Genomic DNA, 19,467 nt, shown 5'->3' with positions numbered 1-19,467 from the left:
TTTGCAAAATTTAATTTATTAGCTATATTTAACCAATAAAATTAACATTCGCTGTTTTAAAGATTACAATCCCCTATAGTATTAAATCTTATATGAGTAAACATAGCATAATTTAGCAAGACTTTATATTTACCTACTGTAAGTACGTGATGTTCAACCATTAATAAATTTTTAAAATGCTTTACAGAATAGGTTTACTTATCCTATTATTTTTTAATGTATTGGAAATCAATGCACAAGAGAGCATTCGTTTTGAGCGAATTACTATCAAAGATGGACTTTCCCAAAACACAGTTACTTGTATATTACAAGACCGCATGGGCTATTTGTGGATTGGGACTTTAGATGGCTTGAACAAATACAATGGACTTGATTTTGAAGTATATAAAAATGAAATAGACAATCCACGCTCCTTACAAAGCAATCTAATTTCTGCACTTTTTGAAGATAGCGAAGGTTCGCTTTGGGTAGGAACGCGCAGAGGCTTACACTATTTCAATAAAGCTCGCGAAGAGTTTACTTTGATAGTAGATAGTACGCTCAATCCTAACGGGAATAGGGTTACGAGTATAGTAGAAGATAAAAACAAACAACTGTGGATTAGCTACGAAGGGAATGGCATCGCTAAGTTAGATTTAAAAGCCAGCGAAAAAAAACTACAAAGTTATGTGCATATTCCCAATTATGCGAATAGTCTGCCTAATAACGGTGTCTATGCTCTTTTTTACCATAAAAACCTCTTGTGGATTGGGGCAGAAACACCTCAGTTAATTAGCTTTGATACAGAAAAAGAGCAATTTCAAACTTATTCCTATCCTACATTTTCCAAAGATGCAGATGCCTTGTTGCATATTAGTGCTGATGAAAAAGGAGAAATTTGGATAGGTACTGCTACTAATGGAATTTTCCTATTCAATGATAGAAAAAAAGAATTTTTACCTTTCTACTCCGAAAATTCTTTGCTAAAAGGATATAGTATAAGACAACTTTTCCACTTACCCAATGGAGATATGTGGATAGCTTCACAAGGGAATGGATTGATAAAATATAATAAGTCTAAAAACATATTCATTCCTTACCAATTTGATGCAACCAATCCAATGAGTTTAAGTAATAATGATATTAATTCCATTTTTCAGGACAAAGCAGGCTTGTTTTGGATTGGGACATATAATGGGGGACTCAATAAATATGACCCTGATAAAGCTCGCTTCAAACACTATCAGAAAGAAGCTAACAATCCCAACTCGCTTAGTGCCAATAGTATGCGAGGTATATTTGAAGATTCCAAAGGCAGGCTTTGGGTAGGGACAACCTTAGGGGGACTAAATATGATAGATAGACAGACAGGAAAATTTACTTTATTTTCTACCAAATCACTTCCCCCTATTAGCGAAGACCGTATCAACATGATTGTCGAGGATAAGTATGGAAATATTTGGGTGAGTACGCTCAACAAGGGACTGGACAAAATCACTTTTGATAGCAAAACTAATTTGCCAAAGGTTACTAATATCCAATATATAGCCAATAATCCTAATTCTTTGATAAATAACGGAACAAGAGGGCTATATTACGATTCAAAAGAAGATGTATTATGGATAGGTACAACCGGTGGACTTTCTAAACTTGACCTACAAACAGGTAGCTTTGAAAATCATTATGCTTCTAACCACCCCGACTCTCTAAGCCATGCTACTGTCAAGTACATCGTACAAGATACTGATGAAAATATACTTTGGATAGCCACAGAAGGAGGTTTAAACAAATATGACAAAGCAAAAAAGAAATTTAAGAGATATGTCAGTGATGTAAGCAATCCTAAAAGTTTATCTAATAATATCCTGAACTGTCTGCTCGTTACTAAACAAGGCAACCTCTGGGTAGGTACTGTAGGAGGGGGACTCAATTATTTTGACAAAAAAACAGAAACATTCACTTACTATACTGAAAAAAATGGACTTCCTAACAATGTAATTTATGGGATTTTAGAAGATGAAAAAAGTAACTTATGGCTAAGCACCAATCGTGGCTTAGCTAAGTTCAACCCTAAAACCTTAGAAGTATATAACTATTTTGAGGAAGACGGCTTACAGAGCAATGAGTTTAACTTGTATGCTTTCCACAAAAATAAAAAGGGAGAAATGTTTTTTGGCGGGATTAATGGCTTTAACACATTTTTGCCCAGTGCTATGGAGTCTAACTCTTTTTCACCTAATGTAGTACTTACGGACTTTAAGATAGCCAATAAATCAGTCAGAGATTATGATAATTCTCCCTTAAAAGCCCATATTTCATTGACTAAGGAGCTAACAATTTCCTATGAGGACAATGTTTTTTCGCTTGATTTTGTCAGTTTAGATTTTAAAAATCCTACTAAAATCAAATACCAGTACAAAATGGAAGGATTTGACAAAGACTGGCGAGAAACCAACTATAAGCGTAGAACAGATACTTATACTAACCTACCCGAGGGAACTTACTTTTTCAAAGTACGAGCAACTAATAGCGATGGTCTATGGAGCAAAAATGAAGTAAACTTAAAAATTACTATAGAGCCTCCTTTTTGGAAAACTACTGTTTTCAGAGTGCTGACGGTTATCCTGTTGTTAGGATTTCTATTTTATTTTTATCAACAAAGGGTTAGGCAGGTAGAGATGCAAAAGAAAAAATTAGAAAACTTAGTAACGCTTCGCACCAATGAGATTAGCCGCCAAAAGGAGGAAATCAATATTCAAAAAAATGAATTGGAAAAGCTATTGAATGACATTAAAACGCTTACTTTGATAGGTCAAGAAATTACCAATGCGCTTGATTTACAGACGATTATCAGCAAAGTGTATGAAAATGTCAATCAACTCATGGCAGCAAATGGCTTGGGTATAGGCTTGTATGACAAAGAAAATAGACAGATAGTTTTTGAAGGCTTTATAGAAAATGGTAAAACTTTAACAAAGTTTACCCATGCGCTTGATGATGAAAGGCGTTTCTCCGTTTGGTGCTTTTTGAATCAAAGAGAAGTATTTTTAAATGATGTAGAAAGCGAATACAAAAAGTATATCACTGCACGCCAATCGCCTATCATGGGCAAGGCGGCGCAATCTATGATTTACGTACCTTTATTTATTGAAAATAAGATAATTGGAGTGCTTACTGTGCAAAGTTTAGAAAAAAACTCCTATCATGCCCAACACTTAGACTTACTCAAAAACTTGGCTTCTTACATCGCTATTGCCATAGATAATGCCAACAATTACCGGCAATTAGAAATAGCTAAACGCACTATAGAAGAAAAAAACAGATATACTACAGACAGTATTCGCTATGCCCAAACTATTCAACATAGTATTTTACCCACAGAAGAGATGCTCGACTCTTGTTTTGGCTTTCAAAATCATTTTGTAATCTACAAAGCTAAAGACTTAGTTTCTGGGGATTTCTATTGGTGTAAAAAAATAGGTAACAGAATATTTTTTGCTGTGGTAGATTGCACGGGGCATGGAGTGCCGGGTGCTTTTATGAGTATGATTGGAAGTATTTTACTCAATGAAATTACCAGCCAAAAGCCCTACCTTTTACCTGCGGAGATTTTGGAAGAAATGCACGAGCAGGTAAGAAGCATCTTACGTCAGGAGGACAAATACAATGACGATGGTATGGACATGGGACTTTGTCTGCTGGAGAATGTGAGTCATGGAAAAAAACTTACCTTCTCAGGGGCGCAGTTCCCACTTTATCGCGTGAATAGTCTTGACGTTGTTAAATATAGAGGAGAAAATCGCTCTATTGGGGGCAAGCAGAGAGAGAAACACATTTTTACGAATACTGTGATAGAAGATTTGCAAAAGGGAGAAATGATTTACCTACTCACTGATGGATTTACCGACCAAAACGACCTTCATCGTATCAAATACGGCTCAAGCAAACTTCAGGAAAAATTAAAACATATCTATACTCTTCCACTTTTTAGCCAGAAAGAAATTTTAGAAAAAGAGTTAGAAGCACAACTTACTGGCACAGAACAGCGAGATGATATTACTTTTTTAGGCATCAGAATCTAAAACCTCATGAATCTATCTAAATCTCATAAGGTTTATAAAAAGACACTCACCTACAGTTCCACTGTGGTTTGGAAAATCGGTACTACAGTCAAAGAATGGTTTTTTCTTGAATATCAACTCAACCCTTTTTAGGTTTAAAACTTAAAGTTTTTCAACTCTTGTTTTATTTTTTCTAACAAACCATCAGATGCTCTATCCATAGGAGGTCTTACGTAACTTCCACATATCCCCATAACCTCTAATAAAGCTTTGACTCCCACAGGATTGCCTTCTGCATACATCAAATCATTCAAAGCTAAAAAACGATACAGTAATATAGAAGCATTGACATAATCGCCGTTTAAAGCAAATTTTACCATTTGGCAGAACTCTTTGGGCAGGGCATTAGCTAAGACAGAAATTACCCCCACTGCCCCAAAACTTACCGAAGGTACAGTCAGTATATCATCGCCAGACAGCAACAAAAAATCCTTAGGCTTGTCTTTGGCAAGTTGCATACATTGGGTAATGTTGCCAGAGGCTTCTTTAATTCCTAAGATGTTTGGGTGCTTGGCAAGAGCCAAAGTCGTTTCTACACTCAGATTAGAAGAAGTCCTCCCGGGTACATTGTAAAGCATGACAGGTACAGGAGAGTGGTCAGCAATAGCTTGATAGTGTTTAATGATGCCACTTTGCGAAGGCTTATTGTAGTAAGGAGAAACGGAGAGTATAGCCCCAACTCCCTCAAAGTCAATTTTTTTTAGCTCCTCTAAAATATACCTGGTATTATTTCCACCTAAGCCGTACATGATAGGGACTTGCTTAGGATTATTGGCTTTGATAAATTGTAAAATCTCTGCTTTCTCTTGGGCTGTAGTAGTTACGGCTTCTCCTGTGGTGCCATGTACTACCCAATAATCTACATAGTTTTCAGTATGTTTCAAAAGCCTTAAAAGTCCTTTGTAATCTATAGACTCGTCAGCATGGAAGGGCGTAACCAAAGCTACTCCTACTCCTTCCCAATTAAAATTTGTCATTAGTTATAAATAATTGATTGTGTGTAATGCAATGCTTGTTCTATCAAAATTTTCATCTCTTGCTCAGCTTTCAAATGAATCATCATCTCAAAAAAAACTGCATTTTTCTCACTATATTCCCCTATCCTACATTTTGCCTTAGATTTTGCCAGAATATACTGAAAAACTAATACTTCTTCTCGGCTGATGCAGTACAAATAATCAAAAGGCTGTTCTATAAAGTTTTGTACTATTTCCAGTTTGACATTACCCCATGTATCTATCTCTTTGTCGGTCAGTACATAATGTTGAAAATCCAAAGTAGGTAGATTCTCTTCCTTAGGAAAATAAACTAAGGAAATTACTTTTTTCTTGTCTTTGGCAAAGGCTTCAATCAACTTCTTTACCCCCACAAAATCAGCAGGATTGGTAGTGTAAAGTAAAATACCTATACTTTTTGCTTCTTCATAGTTTGGAGTACGCCTGTTTACTGAGGTTTGATGTTCCTTCAGTGCTTGCTTTATTTTCCACTCTAAAAAAAATTTTTTAAGAAAATTCATGCTTCATTCATGGTAGTTACGTAACGGAAACGCAAATTTAGATTTTTTGTAAAAAGAAAGTTAGATTTATTAAGGAAAAGTCATATAATTTGAAAGTTTTGCATGGATTTTTTGACTTATCAACCATTCCTTTTTAACTTTGAACCGAAATAAAACTCTAACCTTAAATTACGATTTTCAATAGCATTAATTCACATAGATTATATTGTACTATGAAAAAACTACTCACATTCGTTGTCATCTTGTCTTGCTTAGGCTTATTTTCTTGTGGTATCAAAGGACATAACAGGGCTGAGTTAAGACCTGTGAATGCAGATGATGAACGTATCTATGGCGATATTGGAGGACCTGCAAGGCAGACTAAAAATGTCTATCCTGATGATGAAACAGGAAAGACTGCTGAACGCATCTTAAAGATTAAAGAAAAAATGTATCCTAAACAATAATTCAAACTACCAAAGATACTTCAAAAAAGATACTCCCAATCATGGGGTATCTTTTATTGTTTTTAACATTTTCTCCAACGCGTATATTAGCTTCTTCTTTATAAAACTGAAATCGTGCTTTTCTTTGGCAATATAGATTATGCCCAAAGCAAAGGGTGTTTTTTTGTGTTGAAATAAATTGAATTTATGAGTGCGATAAACTTCCTTGATTTGGCGGCGAAGGCGATTTCGGACAACAGCTTTTTTAAAATGTTTTTTGGGTATAGAAATAATAACTTGTGGGAAAAGAGGACTTCCCTCTGCTTGTGGATTCAGCCAAAAAATTTTAAAAGGGTATAAAAAAACATTCCCGCCCAAAGACTTATCGGCGGGACTAAAAAGAGATTCAATAACTTTTTTACTGCGTAATCTTTCTGATTTTGGAAAACGATGCAGTTTCAATGTGCTAATATTGTAAAATTAATGACAAGCATCATTTTATTTGATAACCAAGAAGCAATTACTTGCTATTTTTTGCGGCGTTTCTCTCAGCACGCTTCATTACTACTTCCGCTTTTTTGATTTGAGCTTTATTGTAGTTTAATGCGTCTTGGCTTTTTAAAATTTTTTTTGCTACTCTTAAGTTCATAACAAGTAATTTTTAAAGTTTCCTAATAATATGGTTTTAGAGATGTAACTATCCTTTGTGTTTTTTCTCATCAGAAACCGTTAATTTCTTTCTACCTTTTGCTCTACGGCTTGCCAATACACGTCTTCCATTGTGTGTGGACATTCTTTCTCTGAACCCGTGCTTATTTCTACGCTTCCTATTGGAAGGTTGGTAAGTTCTTTTCATGGTTATATCTGTTTAAAAAGTTCTTTGTCTTTTTCTACCTCTATCGTTTTGGGAGTGCAAAATTAGACATTATTTTGCTTTTTACCAAAATTTATGCAATTTTTTATTCAAGAAAAGATACTTTGCAAGAAAAATATACCTCAATAGCGTCATGGATATAGAAACCCAAGAAAAAATCCTTCTGCATCTGAGCAAGGATAGGATTATGGCAAAAGTCATAGCTCAAACAGATTATATGCCTTATGTCAAACCTATGCAAACTCACCTCTTTACAGATTTGGTAGGCTCTATCATCTCTCAGCAACTATCTGTGAAAGTGGCAGATACCATCTACAAGCGATTTTTAGAATTATTTGAAAGTCGTAAACCTGAACCCCAACAAATCTTAGACTTGGAGGAGCAGACACTACAAAAGGTCGGACTTTCCAAACAAAAAGTCAAGTATGTGAAGAACTTAGCAGAGTTTGCGATTCAGCGTCATGCGGAGTTAGCCCAAATAGAACAATACCAAGACGAGGAAATCATAGAATTACTTACTCAAATCAAAGGAGTAGGGAGGTGGACAGTGGAAATGATTTTAATTTTCTCTTTACAACGTCCAGATGTTTTTCCGATAGATGACTTAGGCATTTATCAAAGCATGATAGAACTCTATGAAGTGGGAGAACCGAATGTAAAAGAGAAAAGAAAACAACTACATGAAATAGCCAAAGTTTGGCAGCCTTATCGGACGTGGGCGTGCCGCTATTTGTGGGCATGGCGAGATAAAAAGGGAAAAGCAAAGGATTAATTTTAGGATTTTATCATCAGCAAGCCAAGTTGGTTTTTTAGCATTTCACTCACCAAACTTTTATATTTCACCTACAAATCTTCCCAAGCATGCAACTCATAGGACTTTTTTGCCGTCATGTGTTCTTAAAATGTGAGTGATAGTATTGGGCTGAGGCAAGTGAAAAGTATATATTAAAACTAAGTTGCTGTTCTACTTTCGTACATAAGTGTTCAGTCATGAACAATAGTTTCTGAGTTAAATTATTGATTATTAGCACACTATAATAATGGCATTTATCTTGCAAATTAGGAGAGCTATGAGCATAAGTATTACTATATCATAAAAACTTTTCTTGCTCAACTTATTATTCATCACCTAAATACTTTTCATCGTCAAAATTTAAAATTTATTTATGAAACTTTTAAAAAAATTGTATTTACAACCTCTTGTTGTAATTCTAATTGCATTGTTAGCTTTGTCATCTTGTCAGCCAAAAGGTGCTGACTCACCTAATCCAACTGAAGAAAATCCTTCTGACCCAGTAGCCCCTAAGGTATTACTGAAAAAAATTAGTAACTCTCCTACTGATTTTCAAGTATTTGACTATGATGAAAAAGGCAATATCATCAAATATACTGCCCAAAACACTTATAGACCTGACGGCGCGATACAAGTGCTTACTCAATTATTTGAGTATGACAGCGAAAATAGGCTTAGCAAGGTTGTATCGGCGTATGGATATAGTAAATATTTCTACAAGGATAGGGTATTAGAAAAAATAGAAAATTATTATACTTCTAATAACCAACTGCTTAGTACGAGTTTTTATACTTTTAATCAGAAAAAACAACTTGTAGAAACCGTAGAGGTGATTGCTAAACCGATAGAAGACACTCCTTCGCAAATCAAGCGTACTTATCAGTATGATGCAAAAGGAAACATGACGCAACAAGCTTACTTATTTTTGAACAAGAACAACGAATTTGAACTGAGTTATACGGTCTTTTATGAGGATTATGATGACAAAAAAAGCATTGACAATCTGTTATTTATGTATCCTTATTTGCCTGATACAAGGTTCTACGAGAACAACTACCGCCGCATGAAAACGGTGTATCCTAATGGGGCGATAGATGAAAAAGTTTATTTATTTGATTATCAGTATAATGATAAAGGATTCCCTATCTCAAAAGCACAATCGATAGCCAATAGACCTGATGTTATCTCTATCAGGTTTGAGTATGCTTATTAAAAAACTCAACCTTTTAAACTTTTCAAATTCCCCCTGTTAGTTAAAGTCTGCAACTACTAACAGGGTTATTTGAAAACTTTACAATCAACATTTATCTAAAAATCAAAAATTGATGAAACCATTTTTGCTTTCATGGCTTGCTTTGCTATGCCTTTTATTTCTTGATTATCCAAGTTTTGCTCAAGCAGGAGTCGACCCTATGCCACCCAATTCAGGTGCTGTTCCGATAGACGGCGGCGTACTTGGACTTTTGGCAGCAGGCGCACTTTACGGTGCAAAGAAGTTAAACGAAAAAAGAAAAAGTAATACTTAAAAATCTAATAATAAGAGCATTAAACTTTCGTCAAGTTTGATGCTCTCTGCAAAGAATTAATACTAAAAAATTTACTTATATCAATTAATTTATATGAAAACTAACTTTCAGAAAATCTTACTAAGCGTATTATTTTCTATTTTATTTACTCATTTTCACGTATTTGCACAAGAAAACTGTGGTACTCCTGTCCCCACTTCAAAAGAAAGAGAGTTGCTCATCAGGTCGGGAAAAATAAAGCCTCAGCAAAGTCATTTACGTACAGAAGGCGTAGCAAGGTATTTTCCTGTAAAAGTTCATATCATTCGGAAAAGTGATGGAACGGGAGGGGCAAGCGAATTGGCAATTATGCAAGGTTTGGCAGAGGCGAATCGCATTTTTAGGCAAATAGATATTCAATTTTATTTATGTAGTGAATTTCATTACATTGATAATGACACGTATTATGATTTCCACCAAATGAATGAAACTGCAATGGCGGCAGGGGCAGGGAACTTTGAGGCAGGCGTAATTAACATTTACTACCCCAAAACACTAACAATCAATCCCAATAAACCTGTAAGTGGTTATACTTGGTATCCTACCACAGGCATTGAGCGTGTTTTTATTGTTGGGGTGAGTGCCAATAGCCGAACTGTGGCTCACGAATTGGGACATTTTTTTGGTTTATTGCATACTTTTGATTTTAACAATGCTCCAAATATCACTGATAGAGAATTAGTTACCAGAGGTGTAGGCAAAAATTGTGATACTAAGGGCGACAGCTTTTGCGATACCCCTGCTGACCCCTACGGCTTGCCTAATGCAAACAACATGGGTTGTACTTACACGGGGACAGTGAGGGACGCAAACAATGAGTTGTTTTCTCCCGCCATGGACAATATCATGAGCTACTATGCAGATTTTTGCGGAGCAGTTTTTACTGCACAGCAGTATGCTTTTATGAGCAACATTTCCAATACTTTGCGAAATTATGGCAATGCAACTTGTGCGGCAGTTGCGCCTAATGCCTCTACTTTGGCAGTGCCTGTGCAAGCAGGGAGTACCATTTCGCTTTCTTGGACAGATTCCAATTTTGAGGTGGGCTATTTCATAGAACGTTCTATAGACGGTGGCAACGAATACACCACGATTGGGATAACTAACCAAAACATTACCAATTTTATAGACAACAATGTTACCTCAAATCAAACTTACCATTACAGAATCAAACCTGTCAATGCAGCAGGTCAGTTCAGCAATGTGAGGAGCATTACGACTGATTTAGTATATTGTATCCCAACGTATCAATTTGCTTGTGATGGGCTTACCCCAAGAACTGCGATTAATGACTTCACTTTGTTAGGTGAGAACAACAGTATCAATAACTTGGCAACTTCTTGTGGTACAAATTCTTACAGCGATTTTACCAATCTTTCTACTACCTTAGTGCCAAGCAACGCTTATCGCTTTACTTTGAAAACGCCAAGTACTTTTGCAGGAAATGCTTGCCAAGTAGCAATTTGGATAGACTTGAACAGAGATGGAGATTTTGCAGACGCAGATGAAAGGGTGTATCAAAGTACGACAAGAAAAACAACACACCAGGATTTGCTTAACGTCCCCGCAGGTACGAGCGCAGGGGCTACACGTATGCGCGTGAGGATTTTAACAGAGGCAAGCATGAGCTTAGTCAATGACCCTTGCTCTCAGCTAACCTATGGAGAAACAGAAGATTATACAGTTAATCTTACAAATAATCCTATTAATATACCTACTTTGATAGATGGAAAATTGGTGAGCAATACCGCCAACAGCGCAGACGTAAGTGCAAGAGTGCTTTCTGATGGCGGTTCACCAATTACTGAAAGAGGTTTTGTATGGGCAAATACTGCAAACCCTACCCTTGCCAATAACAAAGTAGTGGTAGCGGGTACAAAAGGGATTTACACTGCTACTTTGAACGGCTTATCTGGTACAGTGCACGTAAGGGGCTATGCAACTAACGCATTAGGAACAAGTTATACAGATAATTTTTCTTTCACTTTGCCTTCTGCACCTACTATCAATGGGCAAAATCACTCTGTTAGCGGTGCAAATTCAGCTACTTTTGGCGGAAATATTGTTTCCGACGGCAACCTTGCGCTCACCTCAGTAGGTATTGTTTGGTCGACTGCAAATACGACACCTACGCTTGCAGATAATCAGGCTTTGATGATTGGGAGCTATCCCTTAGCTGTGGGCATTTCTGGTGATTTTAACGTCAATGTAAATGGCTTGCCTACAGGTGTTACCATTTACTATTGCGCTTTCGCAACCAATTCAGCAGGGACAAGTTACAGTGCAGTAGGTAGCTTTATGATAGGAATGCCTGCGGGTGCTTGTGTGGGGACTTTGACACACATACAAACGCTCACAGATGGTGCAACTGGCGTAGATGGGCTAAATGGTGCTTTTGATGTAAAAATTAGCCCTGATGGAAAATTTGCTTATGTTGCAGCGATTGATGACAATGCTGTGTCTATTTTTAGTAGAAATACTGCAAATGGTCAATTAACTTATGTTGGGAATGTAAAAAACAATACTAACGGCATTACCTCTATGCGGCAGCCAAGAAGTTTGTCCATCAGTCCTGACGGAAAAAATGTCTATGTGGTAGCCACCTTGGACAATGCTTTGATAGTTTTTGATAGAAATACAACTACGGGTGCATTGACTTTCAAAGAAAAATTTGTCAATGCCGTTCCCATCGGCAATGTCAATAGTTTGCGATTTGCTTGGGAAGTTTTGGCAAGTCCTGATGGCAATAGCGTTTACTTGGTAACTGCGGAAACTATCAACAATGGTGGTTCAGACAACAGTGGTTTAATTGTTTACTCACGCAACGCAACCACAGGCGCACTTACCCAGTCGCAGGTTTTCAGAAATAATAATGGATTACCTGCCAATGTATTTGCTTATGGCAACGGTTTGGTAGTTTCACCCGATAACAAATTTTTGTATGTGGCTGGTTTAGAAAGCCAAACAGTCCTTTTGTTTGAAAGAAATACTACTACGGGCAACTTAACTTACAAAAGATATTATGATGGAGGCGACTTGTTTGGTATTTCTAATCCTATCCAAATGGCGATTAGTCCAGATGGGAAGCACGCTTATCTTACTTCTTACGGTGGTTTTGAATTGTTGCTTGTTTTGAATAGAAACTTGGCAACAGGCGAACTTTCGGACAATAGCTATTTGGATAATGCTGACCCCGCGAGCGGACTGAACGGTTTGCTGAATATTGCAATGGGCATAAAAGTAAGCGCAGACGGAAAAAAAGTCTATGCGACAGGCTATGGTAGCAGTAGTTTGATAGAATTTGATAGAAATACCACCAATGGTCGCTTAACGGTTAGTGCTATTCTTAACAACAATGGGAATAATGGTTTAGATTTCCCCTCTGCGATTGCTTTGGTAGGCAATGATGTTTATGTTACTGCTTCAGAAGACAATGCGGGTGGCAATGCGTTAAGTCTTTTCCAAAATGTAGTGCCTAATCTACCTCTTTTCAACAATGGTTTTCCTACGGCAAGCGGAATAACAAGTACTGATTTTGTTTTAGGAACACAGCTGAATGCAATTGGTAAAGTCTATTATGAAGTAGTGGCAGACGGGGCAGCAGCGCCTACTGCTACCCAAATCAAAGCGGGACAGAATGCAGGTGGAACAGCTGCACTGAAAAACGGAACTATCAATGTACCCACAGCCAATACCAATTTTACGGCAAATATTGCAGGTTTAACAGCTGATACAGAGTATGATGTGTATGTGGTAACAGAAAATAATGCAGGAACTTGTTTGGGAAATCCAGTGAAAATTGATGTGAAAACTTTGAATGTTGTCGTTGGTTGCGGTGGAGTTACTGATTTGATAGTCAATAATGCTCAAACACAGCAAGGCAATTTCAATAATATCTCGATTGAGAATGGTGGGGTACTTACTCTTTCTGGGAATATTTGTATCAATGGTACACTCAGAGTTAAAAACGGTGGGAAACTCATTTTCAACAATTTCATTTTGACAGGCACAGGAAACTTCGTTCTTGAAGATGGTGGCACAATAGAAATTTTCAAAGCAGAAGGAATTAATGTTACAAATGTTGGTGATGTTCAAGTTTCAGGTACTAAAACCTTTGCCATAGACGCTACTTATATTTACAAAGGAACAGTAGCACAAGCAACAGGAAACGCTTTACCCAATGAAATCCTTAACTTAGAAGTGAATAATAATCAAAATGTTACACTTACTAATCCTTTGAGTGTAAAACGTTTGATTGAGTTAAAAAACGGCAATCTGATTTCCAACGGCAAGCTAACTTTGCTTTCCAATGCCAACCAAACCGCTATGATTATTCAGAAAGCAGACGCAAGCAACCAAGTAGTAGGCAATGCCACCGTCCAACGCCACGTAACAGGACACCCTAACGGCTTCCAAGGCATTGGTTATCACTACTTTTCTTCTCCTTTGAAAGATGGAAAAATCAGCGAATTTGCAGATGATATGCCTTTGGTTTTGAACCCAAATTATGACTTTGTTACGCCTTATAATGGTGCTTTCCCTAACTTTTTCCGCTACAATGAGAGTAAAGTTCAGGCAACTGCCCCTAACCACATCTTTGAGAAAGGTTGGGAAAGCCCTGCAAATCAAAATGAAGCATTGATACCCATGAGAGGCTATATTGCCAATATTCAAAACGGGACAACAGTAGATTTTATAGGCGAACTAAACAATGGAGAAATCAAGGCTAAGTTAAGCAGAGGCTTATCACCTCATTCAGGTTGGCAATTGGCGGGAAATCCTTATCCCGCTCCTATCTCTTGGACAAGTGTAGTCATTAAAAACCCTCAAATAGACGGAGCGGTGCTTAGGAGAGTTCCTACAGGACAATATGCAGGCACTTGGGCAAGTTTCGTAAATGGCGTGGGACAAAATGGTGGCACAGACGAAATTCCATTGGGGCAAGGCTTTTTCATCAGGGCAAACGCTAACAACATTGATTTTATTATGGACAATGGCGTAAGATTGACTACCTACGAAAACCCTACCTTCTTCAGAACAGAAGAAACAGAGAGCGCTAAGAAAGAAGGGCTTATCAAATTAGAAGTCAGTCAAGGCAAATTGAAAGACGAAACTGCCATTTACTTTGAAAGTGGGGCAACGGAAAGTTTTGACTTCCGCTATGATGCAGAACGTACCCAGTACAACTCTGGGCAGATACCTTCTTTATTCACACTTTCCAAAGATGACAAGAACTTAGCAATCAATGGCTTGCCTTCATTCAGGGACGATTACCAGATTCCATTGACTATTTATACTTATACCAATGGCAAGTATATGTTTAAACTCAACGATTTGCGATTCTTTAAGAATAATGTGCAGGTTTTCATAGAAGATAAATTGACAGGAAAAGTGCATAATATTCGCCAAGAGCCTGAATATGAATTTGATATTGCCGTTGCTGGTTTTGTGAAAGACCGCTTTGTTTTGCGATTTACTAACAAAGTAACCGCAGATAATAGCTTGGAAACTTTGGCAGTATTTCCTAACCCAAGTAGCGGGGAAATAAACCTGAGTATTTTTACAGAATATAAAGGTGATATAGCTATTCAACTATACGATATGACTGGAAAAGTTCGTAGAACACACAGCATAGAAAAGAATAGTAACCTCTACGAAACTCGCCTTGATTTGCAAGGGTTAGAAAGTGGAATGTATATGATAGAAGTACTTGATAGCAAAGGAAATAGAGAAACAAAAAGAATAGTGAAGATGTAGGAAGTGCAAGCAATAACCTAAGTATCAATGACTATATACAGTTCTATTTAAAAGGATTTTTCTTTTAATAGAACTGTATTGTTTTTAGTAAAGTTTTGTAGATAAGTCTTTTACAATATGCTATTTTTGCAAATTAGTACTAAACTTACTCTGCCCTTCCCTCTACTACCACGACAAATTCTCCTTTGGGAGTTTTTGCTGAGAAAATCTGAACAAGTTCTTCCAAAGTCCCATTGACAGTTTCCTCGTGCAGTTTGGTGAGTTCTCTGGACACAGAGGCTTTTCGCTCTTTGCCCAAATGCTCTGCCAACTGCTCCAAGCATTTGACGATGCGGTGAGGCGATTCATACAAAATAATGGTTCTTTCTTCTTTGGCTAAGGCTTCTAAGCGCGTTTTGCGTCCTTTCTTATGCGGAAGAAAGCCCTCAAAAACAAACCTTTCCGAAGGTAAACCTGATTTCACTAAGGCAGGTACAAAGGCAGTAGCCCCAGGTAGGCAGTCTATAGCTATACCTTCTTTCAAACACTCTCGGATAAGCAAAAAACCAGGGTCGGAGATAGAGGGTGTTCCTGCATCTGAAATCAGGGCAAAAGTTTTTCCTTCCTTTATTTTTTTTATGATGCTGTGTACGGTCTGATGCTCATTGAAAACGTGATAACTTTGCAAAGGCTTCTGAATCTCCAAGTGTTTGAGCAGTACCCCAGAGGTACGGGTGTCTTCAGCAATAATGATGTCCACCATTTTTAACACCTTAATAGCACGCAAGGTAATGTCTTCCAAGTTGCCTATGGGAGTAGGAACGATGTAAAGTTGGCTATTTTTTTGTTCTTTGTCCATTAGAAATGACGGGTGCAAAACGAAAAGGCAAATTTGCGTTAAAACTTTGATTTTTAAAATTATTTAGGATTCATTTTGTATCTTTGCTTAGAATAGAAGTGCATCAGGGCAAATCAAAATACAAACCATGATAGAAATAAAAACCGACCCTATCACCAACGAAATTATTTATCCTACTTCTGATGGGAAACGTATGGCAGACAATACCAAACAGTATCGCTACCTTACTACTATCCAAGGTGGCTTAGATGCTTTATTCGCTGAGAGAGAAGATGTTTTTGTAGCAGGCGACCTCCTTTGGTATCCTGAAGAGGGGAAACCTAACATTGTTACCGCTCCTGATGTCATGGTAGTTTTTGGCAGACCCAAAGGCGACAGAGGCTCTTACCTCCAATGGAAAGAAGATAATATTCCTCCGCAGGTAGTTTTTGAAATTCTTTCACCAAGCAATACGCCTTCGGAGATGAACAAAAAATTGGCTTTTTACAATCGTTATGGCGTAAAAGAATACTACATTTACGACCCTGACCATGGAGATTTTTACGGCTTCTTAAGAAACGGTAGCGGCTTGGGCATCATAGAGGAAAATATGCAAGGCTTTAAAAGCCCTCTCTTAGGTATTACTTTTGAGTTGGAAGGCAAGGAGTTAAAGGTGTATCACCCTGACGGCAAGCCCTTTCTTTCTTTTATTGAAAATATCCAACAATTCATGAACGAATACCAACTAAGGCGAGAGGAGGAGAAAAAAAGGATAGAAGAAGAAAAAAAAAGAATAGAAGCAGAAAAAGAAATAGAACGCTTGCAAGCACTACTCAAAAACTCAGGAATAAAATTTTAAAAACTGACAAATTTGCATGAAACTAAACACCTCTTGGGCTAAATTATTTTTTAGCTTTCTTTTTTTTGGGGGAATGGCATCTTCCTGCCAATTTTATCATGATACTACGGCTCATTACAACGCTCACTTCTTGGCAGATGAACGCATGAAAGAAGTGGAGGAGAAGATATTTAATGCTTACCAAGACAATTATAATGAAATTTTGCAGGTGCTTCCACCTTTGGACACTAATGCCACTGCCGCCTACAAAGCAGACTTTGACTATTGCATTAAAACAGCTTCTATCCCTATCCAATTTCACTCCCAAAGCAAGTGGACTGATGACTGCTATATCATTGTGGGTAAGGCAAGAATGTACCAAGGTGATTTTGCTAATGCCTTGACTACTTTTAAGTACGTCAATACTGAAAGCGATGATGACAATGCTCGCCATCAAGCACTGATTCTGCTTATGCGCATTTTCATAGCCAATAATGACAAGAAAAGTGTGTTATTTACAGCTAATTACTTGGCAAAAGAGGAAAAAGTAAGCGATGAGAACGCAAGAGATTTTTATACCATGATGGCACACTACTATCGCCAGCAAAACAACTTGCCCAAAACCGTAGAATACATAGAAAAAGCCCTGCCCTACGTAAATAATCGTCGCATGAAAACCAAGTTTTATTTTATTGCGGCACAAATCCAACAGCAGTTAGGCAACGATGCTAAGGCTTATGAATATTACAACGAAGTACTAAAACGCAACCCACCTTATGAAATGACTTTCAATGCCCAAATTAACTCCTCGCGCGCCTTATCTATGGACAATGCCGATGCAGTAGCCAAAGGAGAAAAATACCTGAAAAATCTATTGACTGATGAAAAAAATAAGGAATATTTAGACAAGGTCTATTATGAATTGGGCAGTTTTGAAGCAAGACGCAACAATGCTCAAAGAGCCATAGAATATTTGAAAGAATCCCTCATTGCCAATTCAGGCAATAGCGGGCAAAAAATAGCCAGCTACCTCAAATTAGGGCAAGTGTATTACGAGTTAAAAAAAGACTATCCCAAATCGGTCAATTACTACGACAGTGCTTTTAGCTTGATGAGTGAAAACTCCTCTAACTATCAGAAAGTCAAACGACAATTAGAGGTATTGAGGTCTTTTGCAGAATATTACACGATGGTAAGTGAAGCAGATAGGTTGTTAAAACTCTCCGCTATGAGCGAAAGTGACAGAGAGGCTTTCATAGAAAAAGAGATGCAAGCAGAAAGAGAGGCGTTAGAGCAGGAACGTCTTTTCTATCTAAGTAGTAAAAAAAGAATAGCCAACAAACAAGCTACTTCTAACCTTACTCCTTCGCTGATTGCCAACAATCCGAATGAAAAAAAATGGTATTTCTACAATCCTGTGGCTAAGGAAACAGGTGAACTCAACTTTTTCAGAGTTTGGGGCAACCGTCCTTTGGAAGACCACTGGAGGCGTTCTCAAAAAACCTCAATTTCCGTTCCTACAAATAATCAGACTGATAATACCCTCGTACAGAATTTAAATACAAATAGACCTGACAATCAAGTAGATAATAGTACAGAAAAAATTAATGGAGTAGAAATAAAAAGTAAAAAAGAGCGATTAGCCAAAATTCCTACTACCTCAGAAGCAATTATTAAAACCAAAGAAGACTTACAAAAAGGGCTCTTGGAATTGGGCAAAATGTACTATTTACTCAAGGAAAACGAAAAAGCCCAAGAAACATTAATGCGTTTTGTCAAAGAATTTCCCAACAATCCGCTTGCGCCAGAAGCAGTTTTTACGCTCATTCGCATTTGCAAAGATACCAAAGATTGTGATGTAAGCCAATACGAGAAGATGCTCAAAGAAAACTATGCAAGTTCTTCTTATGCGAAATCCTTAGACAATAAAAACTTCTTCAGAGAGGTCAAAGCCCAAGATTCGGTAGTAAATCGCTTGTACGAGGAAGCCTATGCACTTTACCAAACAGAGCAATACACACAGGCGTTCAATGCACTTAAAAATATAGAAAAAAATTACCCTGAAAGCCACCTTGCGGATAAAATTAAGTTGCTTTCAGCTATGCTTATGGTGAAAACTTCTGATGATTTGGAAGAAGTAGAGCAGATGTTAGGACAATTTTTATCAGAAAATAAAAATAGTGAATTAGTCCCTTTGGCTCAGTCGCTTTTAGACAATATCAAGAAAAAGCGAGGAGGAGAGTAACCAAACTAAACACATCAAAATCAAATGATTGGAATTATTATGGGGAGCAAGTCTGACTTACCGATTATGTCAGAGGCTGCCAAAGTCTTAGAAGAATTAGGCGTTCAGTTCGAACTTACAGTAGTTTCTGCCCATCGCACCCCTCATAGAATGATAGAATATGCTGAAAATGCAAGACCAAGAGGCATCAAAGTCATCATAGCAGGTGCAGGCGGAGCGGCACACCTACCGGGTATGGTGGCATCTATCACTACTCTACCTGTCATAGGTGTACCTATCAAATCTTCAAACTCCATAGATGGTTGGGATTCTGTACTTTCTATTTTACAAATGCCCGCAGGCGTGCCTGTAGCTACTGTTGCTCTGAATGGAGGCCGCAATGCAGGTATATTAGCGGCACAGATTCTCGGCACTTTCGATACGACTGTTGCTCAAAAGCTTCAAAAATTCAAAGAAATACTTAGAGACAAGGTATTGGAATCGGTGCAAGAAATAGAGGAAAACGGCTGGCAGGGAGAAAAAATAGGATTTTGATAT

General features: G+C 37.5%; 15 protein-coding genes. 9 read left to right on the top strand and 6 right to left on the bottom strand.

Features of this window, described 5'->3' with window-relative positions:
* The first annotated feature begins 176 nt into the window (after positions 1-176).
* Positions 177-4,061: a two-component regulator propeller domain-containing protein gene (locus tag BM141_RS06865; protein ID WP_091542293.1), complete on the top strand. Its 3,885-nt coding sequence runs from the start codon at positions 177-179 to the stop codon at positions 4,059-4,061.
* Between the two features lie 134 nt (positions 4,062-4,195).
* Here the strand turns inward: BM141_RS06865 and dapA are convergent, their stop codons facing one another.
* Both dapA and BM141_RS06855 read right to left on the bottom strand, forming a co-directional pair.
* On the bottom strand, positions 4,196-5,077 hold the full coding sequence (gene dapA, locus BM141_RS06860; protein WP_091542291.1) for a 4-hydroxy-tetrahydrodipicolinate synthase: 882 nt from the start codon (positions 5,075-5,077) through the stop codon (positions 4,196-4,198).
* A complete protein-coding gene (locus BM141_RS06855; protein ID WP_091542288.1) occupies positions 5,077-5,616 on the bottom strand; it encodes a DUF6913 domain-containing protein in 540 nt (179 codons plus the stop codon). The genes dapA and BM141_RS06855 overlap by 1 nt, the downstream gene beginning before the upstream one ends.
* A gap of 212 nt (positions 5,617-5,828) precedes the next feature.
* On the opposite strand from BM141_RS06855, the gene BM141_RS06850 reads away from it, so the two are divergent.
* On the top strand, positions 5,829-6,062 hold the full coding sequence (locus BM141_RS06850) for a hypothetical protein (RefSeq protein WP_091542284.1): 234 nt from the start codon (positions 5,829-5,831) through the stop codon (positions 6,060-6,062).
* Between the two features lie 39 nt (positions 6,063-6,101).
* On the opposite strand, the gene rnpA is transcribed toward BM141_RS06850, so the two are convergent.
* From rnpA to rpmH, 3 genes are read right to left on the bottom strand one after another with little or no spacing between them, the layout of a single operon-like run.
* Positions 6,102-6,503: a ribonuclease P protein component gene (rnpA, locus tag BM141_RS06845; protein WP_177217292.1), complete on the bottom strand. Its 402-nt coding sequence runs from the start codon at positions 6,501-6,503 to the stop codon at positions 6,102-6,104.
* A gap of 58 nt (positions 6,504-6,561) precedes the next feature.
* Entirely contained in the window at positions 6,562-6,690 is a 129-nt protein-coding gene (locus BM141_RS23635; RefSeq protein ID WP_262509450.1) for a hypothetical protein, read from the bottom strand.
* A gap of 48 nt (positions 6,691-6,738) precedes the next feature.
* Complete coding sequence (gene rpmH, locus BM141_RS06840) at positions 6,739-6,897, bottom strand: 50S ribosomal protein L34 (RefSeq protein WP_091542279.1); 159 nt, start codon at positions 6,895-6,897, stop codon at positions 6,739-6,741.
* Between the two features lie 151 nt (positions 6,898-7,048).
* On the opposite strand from rpmH, the gene BM141_RS06835 reads away from it, so the two are divergent.
* The 4 genes from BM141_RS06835 to BM141_RS06820 all read left to right on the top strand — a co-directional run bounded on the left by BM141_RS06835 (position 7,049) and on the right by BM141_RS06820 (position 15,030).
* Entirely contained in the window at positions 7,049-7,687 is a 639-nt protein-coding gene (locus BM141_RS06835; protein WP_091542276.1) for a DNA-3-methyladenine glycosylase family protein, read from the top strand.
* 394 nt (positions 7,688-8,081) lie between these two features.
* The gene (locus tag BM141_RS06830) at positions 8,082-8,921 is read left to right on the top strand and encodes a hypothetical protein (protein WP_091542273.1); all 840 of its coding nucleotides are present in this window, start codon (positions 8,082-8,084) and stop codon (positions 8,919-8,921) included.
* 112 nt (positions 8,922-9,033) lie between these two features.
* Positions 9,034-9,234: a PID-CTERM protein-sorting domain-containing protein gene (locus BM141_RS06825; protein ID WP_091542270.1), complete on the top strand. Its 201-nt coding sequence runs from the start codon at positions 9,034-9,036 to the stop codon at positions 9,232-9,234.
* A 93-nt stretch (positions 9,235-9,327) separates the two neighbouring features.
* The gene (locus tag BM141_RS06820) at positions 9,328-15,030 is read left to right on the top strand and encodes a beta-propeller fold lactonase family protein (protein ID WP_091542267.1); all 5,703 of its coding nucleotides are present in this window, start codon (positions 9,328-9,330) and stop codon (positions 15,028-15,030) included.
* 145 nt (positions 15,031-15,175) lie between these two features.
* Here BM141_RS06820 and rsmI read toward each other — a convergent pair whose 3' ends face one another.
* Positions 15,176-15,868: a 16S rRNA (cytidine(1402)-2'-O)-methyltransferase gene (gene rsmI / locus BM141_RS06815; RefSeq protein WP_091542264.1), complete on the bottom strand. Its 693-nt coding sequence runs from the start codon at positions 15,866-15,868 to the stop codon at positions 15,176-15,178.
* Positions 15,869-15,995: 127 nt separating this feature from the next.
* On the opposite strand from rsmI, the gene BM141_RS06810 reads away from it, so the two are divergent.
* Genes BM141_RS06810 through purE form a run of 3 tightly spaced genes read left to right on the top strand, consistent with a single transcriptional unit; the run spans position 15,996 to position 19,464 of the window.
* Positions 15,996-16,706, top strand: coding sequence for a Uma2 family endonuclease (locus BM141_RS06810; RefSeq protein ID WP_091542260.1), 711 nt, complete (start codon positions 15,996-15,998; stop codon positions 16,704-16,706).
* A 16-nt stretch (positions 16,707-16,722) separates the two neighbouring features.
* Positions 16,723-18,930, top strand: coding sequence for a type IX secretion system periplasmic lipoprotein PorW/SprE (porW, locus tag BM141_RS06805; RefSeq protein ID WP_091542257.1), 2,208 nt, complete (start codon positions 16,723-16,725; stop codon positions 18,928-18,930).
* A gap of 24 nt (positions 18,931-18,954) precedes the next feature.
* Positions 18,955-19,464, top strand: coding sequence for a 5-(carboxyamino)imidazole ribonucleotide mutase (purE, locus tag BM141_RS06800; protein ID WP_091542254.1), 510 nt, complete (start codon positions 18,955-18,957; stop codon positions 19,462-19,464).
* Positions 19,465-19,467: the final 3 nt, after the last annotated feature.

Source organism: Thermoflexibacter ruber (genome assembly GCF_900113045.1).
Taxonomy (GTDB): Bacteria; Bacteroidota; Bacteroidia; order Cytophagales; family Thermoflexibacteraceae; genus Thermoflexibacter; species Thermoflexibacter ruber.
The sequence above is the reverse complement of the archived record's forward strand: the minus strand, read 5'-3'. Positions and strand labels throughout refer to the sequence as shown.